A 14,994-nucleotide genomic window follows, 5' to 3' on the forward strand; every position below is an offset into this window, starting at 1 on the left:
CGACAATTGACTTGCTTATTGTGTAATTAAATCCAAATCCACTTTTACTGAATCCAATCTAGCTTCCATAGACCTAATTGCTACGGTAGATAAATATCTCCCTAGCGGCAGTACTGGCCTTATAAAAAGTTCTTCTTTATTAATATCTCTTGCTAACAAATTAATGGAGGAAGGCATAATTTCTGTTTGTTTTAAACTAATTACATAATCATCTCCCAATTTTTCCATAACCTCTTTTGTATGACCATATCTAACATTTTTAAGAGTTGTTAATGGGGCTGAAAGTTGGGTGCTTGTTTTCGCTATTTTTAGTTCTTCTTCATTAGTGATAATCAACTGTTTAATTTTCACTTTCTTTCTCAACAAAGGAAAAGAATCATTTAATACTTTCTTAAGCACTTCTTCAACACCAATAGATACTCTCCCTCCAATATTATCATAATATCCTGCATCTGCATATTGATCAGAAATGAATATATCCTTTTGTGTCCTATTCCTAACTTCTCCAACAGGAGTAATAAATGGAAAGCTTGCATTAATCCTCATCGCAGTCGAAAGTGCAATGGAATTATTAGGGTAACTAGACTGTATAGTACTTAAAAAATCATTCATTCCCGTGAATTCTTTTACTTGAGAGTATTCTACTGGGCTAATAATATTATAATTTCCTGTTTGCGTATGTGTAGTATTGACAAACAATAAAGGTGGTATTTTTTGAGAAATCAAATCCATGGTATCACCGGTAAAAATATTATCGTAAAAAGATAGAAACTCTTTATCTATAATACTCCTACCTTTTGAATCCAAAAAGTATTTTTCATGAGCTTGATTCCAATGTTCTTCTAATAATTGCCCTCTATTTTTAAATTTAAATAAACTAGTGACTTCCTTAAATAAATCGCGTCCTAATAAAGACAACAATGCTACCGATAAATAATTTTCCTTGTAAATACCACTAGCTTTATACTTTACAATAGGTTTATGAGCATTCTCATCAATTTTAAAGCTTGATTTTTTTCCTTCTAAACTGGTATTTCTAGCTTCTGCAAAAAACATGGAATTACCAACACCACCGCCAGAGGCTCCTGTTAATGAAAGTAAATGTTTTTCAAAATAATCCCCTTTTGTGTTTTCATATAAATAACTATGTACTAAAAAAGCCCAAAGTCCCGCTCTCGACCCTCCTCCTTCAGCAGAAACCATAATAATTGGAAAAGTAGTTTCACTATCATTAATGATGTTCTCCCTACTCTTTAACCAATAATATATATAAATATCTAATGAAGGTCTATCAACATTTGTTTCCATCAAATTAAGTTGATAATGATCCGAAGTGTCTGAAAAAAACTTGGCAGAGAAAATACAAAAGACCGTTACAATTGATAATAAAGGAAGGCGTATTTTTTTCCCGATCAAAATCAATATAAAACAAATCATGAAAAGACTTAAAAGCGAAAGAATTAAAACGGATAATGGATTTATTCCGGTTACCAGACTAGGATAAAAATTAAATAATAGAAATGTCATTAACATAATGAACCCAGACATTAGAATAAAAGTATAAAAGAACTTTTTAGGAAAATGCTTTAAGAACTTATAACTATTAAATGACAAAGTAAAAAACAACAGTACCAATGCACTATTAGAAAGAAAAAGATTCCCTAAATCTTTCTCTGTCTGAGTATTTAGTGTTCCCAATGATATAATTAAAATCATTAATCCAATAGAAACTATAAAAATAAAAACTTTAGTTTTAGCACTTCGATTTAGAAAATCCTTTAGCACCTTGTATAGTTTAGGTTCAGACAATAACAATAGCAAAAAAACAATCAAGACTAATGTATTTGTAGGATTTAAAAATTCCGTATATGTGTTTTCTAAACCAAATAACTCCATTGCATTAAGAATACTCAATGCAGATATGGCTAATAATAAAATTGCTAAAATTCTTGGTAATGTTTTTCTCATATGAATTCTAGTCATGTAAGCATAACTAGCAGATTCACTTCTATCCTGAAATTTATAATGTTGATTAGGAATAAACCCTATGAGATTAGTAAGAGTAATGTCTTTATAATTGTGAAAATAAAAATACTTAGGAGCGTTCCAAATTAAAAATGCAGCAATAATAAGTAGCGTAAAATATAATGGAACTTCTAGTAAAAAAGCATCTGCTTGATTTAGAATTAATAATAAATCTACTGTCTGCGGAAAGTGCCATAAAGCTAAATAAACAGACCCAATAAAAAAAAGACTGATTATATTATTAGAAAGTTCTCTTAGTAGGTTTTTAAACCAAATATTAAAGCCTTGGGAAAATAATAATAGTTTGATCATCATTATAATCAAATTTAAAATTAAATATCCTTAAATCATATACCAATATTTAAAAATAAACTTAAAAAAAACGGGGTCTATCATTTTACAGCGAAAATCACTAAAAGCAATAAATTGGAAATCAATTTGTTAATAAACCTTTAAAATTTAACATTTGTCTAAACACCAGTGTTTATGGGTTAAATGAGAATTTTTGCAAAATCTATGGTAATAAAATCAATATTTAAATGCGAAAAATTACGGTTTTAACATAAAAAGTTGTATCTTGTCGTTGATTATGTGTTTTACAACGATTAAAACACTTAATTAGTAAGAAAAAACTTACTTTTTTAATTGCAGTTTAACCCAAAAACTGAACCTTATGAAAAAATTATTACCCCTATTAACATTACTTTTCGCAAGTGTTGCATTTGCGAATGTAAAAATTGACATTTCTTATAAATTAATGTCAGTGACTGAGAACACCATAATTAATGGTTTAGACGAGAATACCGAAGAAGGTGTTATTTTTATAACAGAAAGTTTACATATCGAAAACGGTGCAAGAATTAAAATCAGAAATGCGTGCTTAATTATATTAGGAGATATTTCTGGAAGCGGAATTCTTGACGTAGACGAATCAGCAACAGTTACTTTAGAAGGAGAGAAAAAAGGACGAGTTACCTTTATCGATAGATTTCTAGCAGATTCAACTTGTCAACAGAGTACTGGTTTAGAAACATTTAAAGACATTAAAGAAGTTCCCCAAGGTCTTAACTATAGTCTTTATACACTAACAGGTAGATTATTAGATCACGGTATAATTGATGATTACATTCATAATTATAGAGATCCAAAAACATACTTCATCAAAATTGAAGGTTACAAACTAAAAAAAATCGTTTTTAAAGGTTAAATCAATCATAAAAAGTAAGGTTTTATGATAGCACGGTATTTATTGCCGTGCTTTTTTTATGCGTTATAAAATTTAGGTTACCTCCAAACAAAGCAATATTTTTGATATAAAATAATTTTAAAATGATTTCTGTATCAAAAGCATTGTCCATAATCTCTGAAGTACTTTATACTCCTAAAACAAAAACCGTTTTATTAAAAGATACTAATGGATTAAGGCTTAGCAAAAATATTCCTACTCCCATAGATATGCCACCATTCCGTCAATCAGCGATGGATGGATACGCCTTGTTACTTCATGATAAAAACACCTATCAAATTATTGGTGAAGTAAAAGCAGGTGATGCAGATGATTATTCATTATTGCCAGGACAAGGAGTTCGCATTTTTACAGGTGCAAGAGTTCCTGATAATGCAAATACTATAGTAATACAAGAAAAGGTAATAAGATCAGAAAACACTATTACCATAAATGAAGAAATACACCAAAACCAAAATATTAGAGCCACTGGAGAACAGATAAAAAAAGGAGATATTGCATTAGAAAAAGGAACAAAAATATCTCCTGCTGGTATTGGATTTTTAGCAGGATTAGGGATTACTGATTTGGAAGTTTTTATTCCCCCAAGCGTAGCGATAATAACAACTGGAAATGAATTAATAGCGCCTGGACAAAAATTACAACAAGGAAAAATCTATGAAAGTAATTCTGTTCAACTACAAGCTGTTCTAGAGCAATTTCAAATAAAAGAAATTAATAAATATATTGTTCAGGATGAATATGAAAGTACAAAAGAAACAATCAGGCAAGCTATTGAAAACAATGATTTAGTATTAATCAGTGGAGGAATTTCTGTAGGTGATTATGATTTTGTAAAAGAAGCTTTATCCGAACTTGGCACCGAAGAATTATTTTATAAAATCAAACAAAAACCTGGTAAACCATTGTTTTTTGGAAAAAATAAGGAAACATTCATTTTTGCTTTACCCGGTAATCCTGCATCCTCTCTTACTTGCTTTTATATTTATGTAATTCCTATTATTCAAAAAATAATGGGTGATTCCTCTTCTGACGGTCTTACAAGGACTATGAAATCTTTAACAAAAGATTTTATCAAAAAAGGAGATCGGGCACAGTTTTTAAAAGCTAAAGTTTCTAATGAAACTGTAGAAATTCTAGATGGTCAAAGTTCTGCCATGTTATATTCCTATGCTGTAGCAAATGCTTTAGTTTTTATTCCAGAAAATATTAGTAAAGTTGATAAAGATTCTTTGGTAGAAACTATTTTGTTACCTGATTAATTTTATGTTTTCAAAAAAGAACACAACTATAATTTCAATTTACCTTATCAAACTCTTTCTATTTTGAATAAATCATAAAAATTTCTGAAAGAGTGTATTCTTTATTTTTTTCGTTATATCTTGCAGGAAACAACGGCTAGCATGTACCACATAAAAAGCAGGATATGGATCGAAGGTGAGAAGGGTGTTTTTCTTGGAGAAGGAAGAATTAAAATTCTAAAAGCCATAAAAACTGAAGGTTCTCTCTCTAAAGCTGCAAAATCTCTTGGGATGTCGTATAAGAAAGCTTGGAATTTAGTTGATTCCATTAATAAAAATGCTTCTACTCCTGTTGTGATTACAAATACAGGGGGAAGCGGTGGTGGTGGTACAGAAATAACTGAATACGGCCTAAAAATGATTAATGCATTCGAAAACATAAATAAAAATTGCTGGGATTTCTTAGATCAACAACTAAAAGAGCTACAATTATGAGTTCTCTAAAAGGTTTAGACATAACAGGTATTATACTAGCTGGTGGTAAGAGTAGTAGAATGGGAGAAGATAAAGGTTTAAAACTGCACAAAGGAAAACCTTTTATAGCTCATATTCTAAAGGCACTAGAATCAATTACAGACAAAATTCTAATCATTACTAATAATCCAGCTTATACTATTTTTGGTTATCAGTGTATTTCGGATATAATTCCTGATTTAGGACCTGTTGGAGGGATCTATACTGGATTAACACATACTAGAACAAAACAGAATTTAGTACTTAGTTGTGATGTTCCTTTTGTTAATCATATGGTTCTAGATAAATTAATTTCAGCGTATGAACCTAATTTTGATATAATCACTTTCCAAGATATTCCATTGATTACGTTATATAATGAATCTGTTATTAATACTTTTCTAGAAAGTATTAATAAAAAACGTTTAAGCCTAAGAAAAACACTATCTACACTAAAAGTAAAAAGTATTCCTATAGAAGATACTATAGCTCCGTACGTAAAAAACATAAATACACAGCAACAATATAAACAGGCAACGCAATGGAATTAAAGATTTTATATTTCGGGATGATTGCTGAAGCTACTAATTGCAAAGAAGAAATTATTTCTTTAGAAAAAGGTAGCAAAGTAGATCAATTAGAAAATTTACTGAAAAACAAATATCAAAAATTGCAAGGATTATCATTTAAAATTGCGATTGATAAAGAAATTAAGTCAAATAATACACTACTTAGCTCCGCAAGTGAGATAGCATTATTACCTCCGTTTTCTGGTGGTTAAAAAAAGTAATACATGGAAAAAAGAAAAACTGTTTTTGTAGAAGGACCGATACGTCCAAGTTTTATAGCAAACTCTATCGAAAAACATCAAACTAAGACAACCATTGGTGCTCACGATATTTTTTTAGGTCAAGTACGAGCAGATGAGATTGAAGGTAATACTGTACAAGCGATTGAATATTCTGCATATAAGGATATGGCCGAAGAAAAATTTCACGAAATACGTGAAGCTACTTTTGATAAATATGATCTTACCTGTATGCATATTTATCATAGTTTAGGAAAAGTAAAAGCTGGCGAAATTTGTCTTTTTGTATTTGTATCTTCTCCGCATAGAAGAGCAGCTTTTGAAGCATTGGAGTTTTTAGTAGAAGAAATAAAAAAAGATGTCCCTGTATTTGGAAAAGAAATTTTTGAAGACGAAACCCATGTTTGGAAAGTAAATAATTAAGAATGGTAGACATCACACATAAAAATAATACTCTTCGTACTGCAGTAGCTCAAGCCATTGTTAAAGTCGGAAATTCCAAAACCATAGAAGCCATTATCTCTAAAAGTATTCCTAAAGGAGATGTTTTTGAAATGGCTAAAACTGCAGGTTTATTTGCTGTTAAAAGAACCAGCGATATGATTCCTGATTGTCATCCCTTACCTATTGAATACACTAGTATAGATTATAAAATTAATAATCTAGAAATTGTTATAGAAATGACGGTAAAAACCATTTATAAAACAGGTGTAGAAGTTGAAGCAATGCATGGAGTATCTGTAGTAGCTCTCACAATGTATGATATGCTCAAGCCCGTTGACAAAAATGTAGAAATCCGGCATATCAAATTGCTTAAAAAACGAGGAGGAAAATCCAGTTACAAAGATAACGGAGAGCCTTTTAAAGCCGGAGTTGTTGTATGTTCCGACTCAATTTCTGAGGGTCATAAAGAAGATAAAGCAGGTAAAGCAATTATAGAAAAATTAGAAGAGTGTGGGGTTACTATTAGCACATATACAATAATCCCAGACGAGATAAATGAAATACAACAGCAAGTAAAGCAATTAAGAGAAAATGATCTTATCATTTTTACTGGTGGTACCGGATTATCACCGCGGGATGTAACACCAGAAGCACTGCTTCCTTTAGTAGAACGTAGAATTCCTGGAATAGAAGAAGCAATCCGAACTTATGGTCAAAATCGGATGCCATATGCTATGCTTTCTAGAAGTGTTGCCGGTGTGATTGGAGAATCATTAATACTTGCATTACCAGGATCAACAAATGGAGCAAAAGAATCTATGGAAGCTATTTTCCCCGCTGTATTGCATACCTTTCGAATATTAAAAGGAGCTAAACACGATGGAAACTAATCTTAATTGAAAGTGGATATAAATAATCAGAACATATTAACAGATAATCTCGGTCGAAAACACACATATCTTAGAATTTCTTTGACAGAAAGATGTAATCTAAGATGTACCTATTGCATGCCTGCTAATGGAATACCATTGAGACCGAAAGAACATCTAATGACATCAGATGAAATCCATACAATTGCAAAAGAATTTGTTAATATTGGTGTTACTAAGATTAGGTTAACCGGCGGAGAACCAATGGTAAGAAAAGACTTCCCTTTAATTTTAGAAAATCTAGCCGCACTCCCAGTAGAGATTGGAATTACTACCAATGGGATATTAGCAGATCGTTTTCTTCCATTACTAAAAGAAAACAATGTTACTACAATTACTATAAGTATCGACTCACTGCATAAAGATAAGTTTGAGAAGATTACCCGCCGAAATGAATTCGATAAAGTCTGGAATACCATTCAACTTTTTCAAAAGGAAGGTTTTCATGTTAAACTAAATATTGTTTTAATAAAAAATTTCAATGAAGACGAAATCATTGATTTTATTAATCTAACAAAGAATCAAAATCTTACTATTCGATTTATTGAATTCATGCCTTTTGATGGTAATCAATGGAATATGGATAAATTAGTGACACAGCAAGAGATATTGGACAAAGTACATTATACTTTCCCGTTGCAACTGAAAAGATTAACAGACTCACCTAATGACACTGCTAGAAATTATAAAATTGATGGGCATTTAGGTAGTTTTGCTATTATAAGTTCTGTTACGAATCCTTTTTGCGATACGTGTAATAGAATACGCATTACAGCAGATGGGAAACTAAAAAACTGTTTATTTTCTAATAATGAGTTTTCCTTATTAAAACCACTTAGGGCTAACCAATCAATACTTCCTGCGATACGATCTGCTTTACAGCATAAATTTGCTTCTAGAGGAGGAATGGATACTTCTGATAAACTAGAAAACCCTGAACTTCATTCTCAAAATAGAAGCATGATTAGTATCGGCGGCTAGTAATCGAAAAAAACAGATATTATTCATTTACAAAAAAACCACTATATTTAGCATATATCCCAGTAAGGCCCCAAAATAACCTTATCGGATCATTAACTAACGTAAGATCGTAGTCAAAAAACCATCTATGAATCAAAAATCATGGTTAAAATCTGAAGCCGCAAAATATACCTTTTACGGAATGTTATTCGGACTAATGTTTCCGATTGTTGCTACCAGTATAGATATTTCTAAATTAGGTTTAGAGTTTTCATTGGAATCTATCCTATTCGTACAAAAAAAACACCCGATACATTATATAATAGATACTGCACCCATATTTCTAGGACTTTTTGCTATGTTTGGTGGACGTAATTTAGATAAACTGAAAGGTACAAATAAGCAGATTCTTCAAGCCTCAAAATTTAAACAAGATTTTTTAGCTAATATGAGTCATGAAATCAGGACTCCTATGGTTGGAGTTATTGGTATGATTGATTTACTTTTCAAAAACACAAAATTAGATGATTTACAGAAGGAGTATGTAAGTACTATCCACCAATCCTCACAGAATTTATTAGATATTCTAAACCAAATTCTGGATTTATCCAAAATGGAAGCAGGAAAATTTTCTTTATCCCCAAAAGGTATTAATCTTAAAAAATTAATACATCAAAATATTGACCTATTCCTTGCTAATAGCAAAGCGAAAGGTATTGATTTAATTTCTGAATATCCGGACACATTACCAGAACAAATTTATGCCGATGATAATAGATTAAAACAAGTGATTTCTAATCTAATTGGTAATGCTATTAAATTTACCAATAAAGGTAACATTACCGTAAAGTCTTCGTTGGTTTCTAAAAAAAATGACGAATTAACCTTTAAGATAGAAGTTATAGATTCTGGAATTGGTATAAGTAAAGAGGACCAAAAATCATTATTTAACAGATTTAGCCAAGTACATAACGAAGCCATTCTTGTGGGTGAAGGAACTGGGTTAGGACTAACAATAAGCAAAAAATTAGTGGACCTAATGAATGGTAAACTAGGAGTGCAAAGCGAAATCGGAAAAGGAAGTAACTTCTGGTTCACTTTTAAAACAAAAATATCTAACGCTGTTATACCATCTACGGAGAAAGCTTTTGATAAAAGTAATGATCAAAAATTTAATCTTCATGCTTTACTAGTAGAAGATTCAGAAACAAACATTATCGTTTCTAAACAAATACTTAAATATTTGGGATGTACTGCTGATGTTGCTAAAACAGGTAGAAAAGCAATAGAAATGTTTGAAGAAGACACATACGATCTTATTCTTATGGATATCAACTTGCCAGAACTAGATGGTGTAGAAACCTGTAAACTAATCCGACAAGGATATAAAAAAGTACCTCCTGTAATTGCCATTACTTCTAACGCATTGCCTGGCGATGCAGAGCGATTTATTGCAAAAGGACTCGATGATTACATTACCAAACCTTTTACTACAGAAATATTAAATATAAAGCTCAAAAATTGGTTTGGTGATCATAGTGGATATCACTAAAATATCATTCTTATTTTTCTTTTTAAAAAGAAAAATACTCATTAATAGAATTCTTTTTTAATGATAATTTACTAAAATCTAATGCTTTGCAATTATCAAAACTAGCACTCACAAACTCATAATTAGCTCATTTTTAACTATTGTACATTAAAATTCACTCGTAAATTTAGTATATTGTATACTTTACATTTTACCTCAAAAATTTAAGAATTATAGTATTAACTGAACGAATATGATATGAATAAAAAAAGTACTTTTTTAAGTAAAAATGGTTTTACCTTTTTACTTAGTATATTTTTAATTATTGGGTATTCTAATAGTCTTCAAGCGTTTAGCTTTTTTCAAGACACTGGCATCCCCAATGAAGCAAACTACAATGAATATAAAGGGTTTGTAGTAGACAAAACCGATAATGAGCCTTTGGTTTCTGCAACAGTTTCTCTTAACGGAACTAACATTTCTACGATTACAAATAGCGAAGGTGAATTTTTGTTAAAAGTTCCAAAAAGTAACGCCAGTGCCAATATTACTGTTTCATTCTTGGGGTATAAGGACAAAATAGTATCACTGTCCACACTAAAAGGTAGTAAAACAAAAATCCAACTATCTGCATCAATCACAGAACTTACAGAAATAAATATTGACCCTAGAGATCCAGAAGCTCTTATTAAAGCAGTAATGAAAAAACGTGGTGCTAATTATCAAAGTGATAATACAATTATGACAGCTTTTTACAGAGAAACTATAAAAAGGAGACGAACGTATGTTTCGCTTTCCGAAGCGGTTGTAGATGTATATAAAAAGCCTTATGCATCTGATAAAAATGATGTTATTAAACTATACAAAGCCAGAAAAAGCGCTGATTACAAAAAGTTAGACACACTAACACTAAAGCTTCAAGGTGGACCATCAAGTACCTTATTCATTGATGTAATGAAAAATCCAGACCTTCTGTTTACAGAAGATATATTGAAAATTTATGAATTCAGCTTTGATAAATCCACTAAAATTAATGATCGCTATATTTATGTTCTTAAGTTTAAGCAAAGACCTTATATCAAAGATCTTTATTACTACGGAAAGTTATATATAGATTCAGAAACATTAGCATTAACAAAAGCTGTTTTTAGTCTTAAGTTAGATGACCGAGAAGAAGCAAGTAAATTATTTGTTAGAAAAAAACCTACCAGAGCCAAAGTGTACCCTACCGTTGCTACTTATAACATGAATTATAGAGAAAAGAATGGAAGATGGTACTACGGATACGGTAAAATCGATTTAGTTTTTAAGGTAAACTGGAAAAAGAAGTTATTTAACTCTACCTATAAGCTAAATATAGAAATGGCTGTTACTGATTGGAAAAAGAATCCAGAGAACGAAAATTTACGGCCTAAAGATCGTTTAAAATCATCTGTAGTAATTAGTGATGAAGCCTCTGGTTTCTCTGACCCACAATTCTGGGGAGAGTATAATGTAATTGAACCAGAAAAGTCTATCGAATCCGCAATTCGAAAAATAAAGAAACAATTACGAAAATTAAATTAATATACTTTATACATACAATATAGAAAAACAGGTGCTAACGAAGCACCTGTTTTTTAGTCTATAAATAATCGTTGCTCGTATGTAATTTCTTATTTTTACACCTAAGGGAAAACAAGAGATTGTCACATTTTTTCTTAAGTGACGTCTTTAAAAATTGTATATCAAAATTTATCACATGAATCGCATTTGGTGCATTGTATTTTTAATTACTATATCTACTTCACTTTTTGCTCAAAAAACGCTCACACCAGAAAAAGCGCAAGAAGATTTTAAAATCTTTGAAAACATATTAAAACAGGGGCATCCTGCACTCTATGAATATATTGATCAAGTAACACTAGATTCTATACTAAGTACTACAAAAGGATCTTTATCCGAAGATATTGCAGATATTGAACTGTTTAAAAAAATGCAACAAATTACTGATCAAATAAAAGATGGTCATCTATTACTTTTTGCTCCTAACACATTAAACACTACACAATACTATTTTCCACTAATACTAAAAATTATACAGGCAGAGTTTTATATAGATACGGATGATTTTGATATACCGATTGGGTCAAAAGTAGCCACTATCAATAATACTCCGACTACAACTATTTTAGAAGCCTTAAAAAAATATGCTCCCACTGATGGATATAATCTTACTAGAAAATATAGAGACATTGAATTAAAATTCGGACTATTCTATATGTACGAATATGGTGTACAAAAAGAATATATAGTTGATTACATAACACCTAATGGCAGTAAAAAGACAATCACCTTAGCTGCAGAATCTTTTGTAAATGCCAAACACAGAAATATCAACCGTAACTCTTATTTTTCTAAATATCATAATGCTACAGATAAAGTTGCTTTTTTTTCAAAGCATGTTAATACCAAAGAACCTTTTGTTTACTATAGAGATGATCTAAAAACAGCTGTATTGGTTGCTAACTCTTTTGGCGTAGATATTAGAGCGTTTAAATCACGATTAACAAAACTATTTAAAGAAATTAAGAAAAAGAAAATAAAACATTTAGTTATCGATATCAGAAATAATGATGGAGGTTTTAGACCCAACTCAGTACATCTTTTCTCTTTTATCACAGATAAACTATACAAACAACGAACTAGTTCTTTTGTATCTTCTTTAGAAATCCCAGAACGTACATATGTAACTAGAACGTACGGAGAAAAAGAATTCTTGAAAGACAAGTTTTATAACCATCCAAAATACGATGGCTGGAAACTAGATTTTGATGATTTAGAGACTATGATGGTACCTAACAAAAATAGATTTAAGGGCAAGGTGTATATGTTGGCAGGTGGCACTACATTTTCTGCTGGATCGGCACTTGCCTTATTAGCTAAAAACGATCCAGATATTCTTTTGGTTGGCGAAGAAACAGGTGGTGGTTACTACGCTCATACCGGACAGTTTCCTGTGTATTATGAATTACCTAACGCTAAGATTATTATGGTAATGTCTATGGAACGAATTACTCACTATGTAAAAGACAATAGCCTACCCAAAGGTTCTGGTGTAATTCCTGATCGCACGATACTATTTTCTGTAGAGGATCTTATTAAAGGCAAGGATAGTCAACTTGATTATATTTTTAAATTAATAAAAGGGTAAAAAACTTCGACAAAGCAGTATAATAGTATACTACCCTATCGAAGTCGGGAAAAACAAAATTAATATACCTGTTAAGCTAATGTAAGTTCGCCAGCAGTAGCATCTGCTAATGCATGACTCGCTTTTATCTTACCGCTTATTTTATTCTTTAGTTCAATTTTAGAATTAGAATAGTATCCAATTTCTATATCTTCTGTGGATTGCACTGAGTTAGAAACTCCTCCTTTAGACATGACACCACCGATTCCTAAACTCCAGAAATGGTGTTTCTTATATGTAGGATTATAGTTTACCGCTGTATTACCTATCAGATAAGCATTATATCTAATCCTTACTTTCATAACTCCTCTACTAGCAGAAAGTTCTGCTACTACAGATTCTCCAGGATCCAATTCTACACTTACTCCCGATGTAGAACCTACGGTAATTGATTTAGACTCTTGACCACCAACTCCCCATGATTGGCTATAAGATAATGAGGTTTCTCCTTCTGCTCCAGCTCCAAGAAATTTTACTCCATAACTAAACTTCTGACCAATGGTTAATGTACCTCCTGTACTCCAATTAGACGAAGTAGTATTGTTTAATGATTCTGAAATCGCAACATTAAATGTTCCTTTTATACTACTGTTGTTTGTAAAATCTTGTGTTTTTACAATCACCGGTTCTGATGTAATTCCTAATATCTCTGCACTTTGTACCACCAGAACCATCTGTACCTGTGGCCAATTATATTTTTTATACAAATCGCCCCATGGCGTTGGGCTATGTAAGTAAGCATCATTAGGAGATTTTCCGAAATACTTATTTACTGCATCTTTTAATTGTTTATCCCCCAATTTAAAAGTTGTTCTTTCCTCATCGGTAATCACGTGTTGAACGGATCCACTTGCATTTACGCTAGATGCTGCCTGATCTTGTCCAGCAACAATACTAATACTAATACCCATAATGATTAATTTAAGTTAAAATTGTTAGTACTTATTTTTTGTGCACATACAAACTAACTCAAAATCAACATAATATACTATAAGTGTTTTCCCGTGTTTTGATAAAAAAAGATGTAAAATTCCCCAATTTATCAAAAAAACTGTTGAAACAAAATGATATTATACCAATGAGTCCAAAACTAACTCATAATCATACTGTAAATCCTCGTGTAATGTTCGTATGGTCTTAGTTATACTATTGATTTGTCTATCATAGATATTGGTTAGCATTCTATTATTTTTAATAGAAGGACGTACCTTTTTTAACTCTGAACAGAAATGTAATAATATTTCTACCTCTGTTTCTTTTTTACCAGAATATCGAATATACTTTTTACTAATACGTAGGATTTTACGAACGCTTTTTTTGATGTAGTAATAGCTACTGGTATTAATCAGCCCAAACTCTTTGGTAATTTCTTGTTGCACCGAGGCGATATAATTATCCTCATCAGAAGCTTCATATAACAAATAGGTAAATAACTCCTTATTTTCTTTTTTAAATTTAGATAATCGCAAGCATAGCGCTACCAATTCTTGCTGTGAACAATTGTTTAACTCTATTTTTAACTCTCTAACCGTGGCAGCTTTCATAGGGATACAATCCATTAATGATTCCATGCGAACTTAGGAATAAATATTAAGAAGATGTCCATGTTTACTCGATAAACACTTAGAGTCTAAATTATAAACCATACAGATTTTTCTTTTTAGCTTAATAAAACTCCCAATAACAATCATCATAGGAAGCATACCTTGGATAACAATTGTAATGCCATGAAGATTCATTATCTCCTGCGAGCGTGCTTTGTTGATTTTACTTAGTCTAGTTACTCCATTAATTTCTGTGATGGACTTTTTAATATCGAACTAATTAATTATGTATTACAAAATACAAAAAGCTATACTGTATCCTAAAGTTTTTTTGATTATTACATATTATCGTTAGGTATAATGATCTTTGACAACATTCGTTATAAACGAGTACTAGCTGTCTATAAAGTAGTAAAACTTAAATTTATCACATAAAAAACCAGCTACAAATCAATGCAACTGGTTCTTAGTATTTATTTAGTATTCTTGCCTGCCAATCTTTGACGCCACTAGTCGCAGAC

General features: G+C 31.1%; 14 protein-coding genes. 11 read left to right on the top strand and 3 right to left on the bottom strand.

Annotation, left to right across the window (positions count from 1 at the left end; genetic code table 11):
- Positions 1–15: 15 nt before the first annotated feature.
- Positions 16–2,340 carry a hypothetical protein gene (locus tag H526_RS0115650; protein ID WP_035085748.1) on the bottom strand — a complete coding sequence of 775 codons (2,325 nt, stop codon included), beginning with the start codon at positions 2,338–2,340 and terminating at the stop codon, positions 16–18.
- Positions 2,341–2,698: 358 nt separating this feature from the next.
- On the opposite strand from H526_RS0115650, the gene H526_RS0115655 reads away from it, so the two are divergent.
- The 11 genes from H526_RS0115655 (at position 2,699) to H526_RS0115705 (ending at position 12,890) form a co-directional block, all read left to right on the top strand.
- Positions 2,699–3,232 (top strand): hypothetical protein, encoded by a 534-nt coding sequence (locus H526_RS0115655; protein ID WP_027393880.1) that lies wholly within the window; start codon positions 2,699–2,701, stop codon positions 3,230–3,232.
- A 122-nt stretch (positions 3,233–3,354) separates the two neighbouring features.
- Complete coding sequence (locus H526_RS0115660; RefSeq protein WP_027393881.1) at positions 3,355–4,533, top strand: molybdopterin molybdotransferase MoeA; 1,179 nt, start codon at positions 3,355–3,357, stop codon at positions 4,531–4,533.
- Positions 4,534–4,674: 141 nt separating this feature from the next.
- Positions 4,675–5,007 (top strand): winged helix-turn-helix domain-containing protein, encoded by a 333-nt coding sequence (locus H526_RS0115665; RefSeq protein ID WP_027393882.1) that lies wholly within the window; start codon positions 4,675–4,677, stop codon positions 5,005–5,007.
- Positions 5,004–5,576 carry a molybdenum cofactor guanylyltransferase gene (gene mobA / locus H526_RS0115670; protein WP_027393883.1) on the top strand — a complete coding sequence of 191 codons (573 nt, stop codon included), beginning with the start codon at positions 5,004–5,006 and terminating at the stop codon, positions 5,574–5,576. Before H526_RS0115665 ends, mobA begins: the two co-directional genes overlap by 4 nt.
- A complete protein-coding gene (locus tag H526_RS0115675) occupies positions 5,567–5,806 on the top strand; it encodes a MoaD/ThiS family protein (protein WP_027393884.1) in 240 nt (79 codons plus the stop codon). Before mobA ends, H526_RS0115675 begins: the two co-directional genes overlap by 10 nt.
- A 12-nt stretch (positions 5,807–5,818) precedes the next feature.
- A complete protein-coding gene (locus H526_RS0115680; RefSeq protein ID WP_027393885.1) occupies positions 5,819–6,256 on the top strand; it encodes a molybdenum cofactor biosynthesis protein MoaE in 438 nt (145 codons plus the stop codon).
- A 2-nt stretch (positions 6,257–6,258) separates the two neighbouring features.
- Positions 6,259–7,167 carry a bifunctional molybdenum cofactor biosynthesis protein MoaC/MoaB gene (gene moaCB, locus H526_RS0115685; RefSeq protein ID WP_027393886.1) on the top strand — a complete coding sequence of 303 codons (909 nt, stop codon included), beginning with the start codon at positions 6,259–6,261 and terminating at the stop codon, positions 7,165–7,167.
- Positions 7,168–7,179: 12 nt separating this feature from the next.
- Positions 7,180–8,187 (top strand): GTP 3',8-cyclase MoaA, encoded by a 1,008-nt coding sequence (gene moaA, locus H526_RS0115690; RefSeq protein ID WP_155839708.1) that lies wholly within the window; start codon positions 7,180–7,182, stop codon positions 8,185–8,187.
- A gap of 127 nt (positions 8,188–8,314) precedes the next feature.
- Positions 8,315–9,718 carry an ATP-binding protein gene (locus H526_RS29305; RefSeq protein ID WP_051336184.1) on the top strand — a complete coding sequence of 468 codons (1,404 nt, stop codon included), beginning with the start codon at positions 8,315–8,317 and terminating at the stop codon, positions 9,716–9,718.
- 237 nt (positions 9,719–9,955) lie between these two features.
- The gene (locus H526_RS0115700) at positions 9,956–11,263 is read left to right on the top strand and encodes a carboxypeptidase-like regulatory domain-containing protein (RefSeq protein ID WP_027393888.1); all 1,308 of its coding nucleotides are present in this window, start codon (positions 9,956–9,958) and stop codon (positions 11,261–11,263) included.
- A 175-nt stretch (positions 11,264–11,438) separates the two neighbouring features.
- Positions 11,439–12,890 (top strand): S41 family peptidase, encoded by a 1,452-nt coding sequence (locus tag H526_RS0115705; RefSeq protein WP_027393889.1) that lies wholly within the window; start codon positions 11,439–11,441, stop codon positions 12,888–12,890.
- Between the two features lie 71 nt (positions 12,891–12,961).
- Here the strand turns inward: H526_RS0115705 and H526_RS0115710 are convergent, their stop codons facing one another.
- Complete coding sequence (locus H526_RS0115710; RefSeq protein WP_027393890.1) at positions 12,962–13,840, bottom strand: follicular epithelium yolk protein subunit; 879 nt, start codon at positions 13,838–13,840, stop codon at positions 12,962–12,964.
- A gap of 159 nt (positions 13,841–13,999) precedes the next feature.
- The gene (locus tag H526_RS0115715; protein ID WP_027393891.1) at positions 14,000–14,473 is read right to left on the bottom strand and encodes a hypothetical protein; all 474 of its coding nucleotides are present in this window, start codon (positions 14,471–14,473) and stop codon (positions 14,000–14,002) included.
- Between the last annotated feature and the right edge of the window lie 521 nt (positions 14,474–14,994).

Source organism: Aquimarina latercula DSM 2041, assembly GCF_000430645.1.
Lineage (GTDB): Bacteria > Bacteroidota > Bacteroidia > Flavobacteriales > Flavobacteriaceae > Aquimarina > Aquimarina latercula.

Bases quoted from the DNA above. Each gene is read 5' to 3' on its own strand.
- H526_RS0115650 (WP_035085748.1), bottom strand. From the start codon at position 2,340: ATGATGATCAAACTATTATTATTTTCCCAAGGCTTTAATATTTGGTTT.
- H526_RS0115655 (WP_027393880.1), top strand. From the start codon at position 2,699: ATGAAAAAATTATTACCCCTATTAACATTACTTTTCGCAAGTGTTGCA.
- H526_RS0115660 (WP_027393881.1), top strand. From the start codon at position 3,355: ATGATTTCTGTATCAAAAGCATTGTCCATAATCTCTGAAGTACTTTAT.
- H526_RS0115665 (WP_027393882.1), top strand. From the start codon at position 4,675: ATGTACCACATAAAAAGCAGGATATGGATCGAAGGTGAGAAGGGTGTT.
- mobA (WP_027393883.1), top strand. From the start codon at position 5,004: ATGAGTTCTCTAAAAGGTTTAGACATAACAGGTATTATACTAGCTGGT.
- H526_RS0115675 (WP_027393884.1), top strand. From the start codon at position 5,567: ATGGAATTAAAGATTTTATATTTCGGGATGATTGCTGAAGCTACTAAT.
- H526_RS0115680 (WP_027393885.1), top strand. From the start codon at position 5,819: ATGGAAAAAAGAAAAACTGTTTTTGTAGAAGGACCGATACGTCCAAGT.
- moaCB (WP_027393886.1), top strand. From the start codon at position 6,259: ATGGTAGACATCACACATAAAAATAATACTCTTCGTACTGCAGTAGCT.
- H526_RS29305 (WP_051336184.1), top strand. From the start codon at position 8,315: ATGAATCAAAAATCATGGTTAAAATCTGAAGCCGCAAAATATACCTTT.
- H526_RS0115700 (WP_027393888.1), top strand. From the start codon at position 9,956: ATGAATAAAAAAAGTACTTTTTTAAGTAAAAATGGTTTTACCTTTTTA.
- H526_RS0115705 (WP_027393889.1), top strand. From the start codon at position 11,439: ATGAATCGCATTTGGTGCATTGTATTTTTAATTACTATATCTACTTCA.
- H526_RS0115710 (WP_027393890.1), bottom strand. From the start codon at position 13,840: ATGGGTATTAGTATTAGTATTGTTGCTGGACAAGATCAGGCAGCATCT.
- H526_RS0115715 (WP_027393891.1), bottom strand. From the start codon at position 14,473: ATGAAAGCTGCCACGGTTAGAGAGTTAAAAATAGAGTTAAACAATTGT.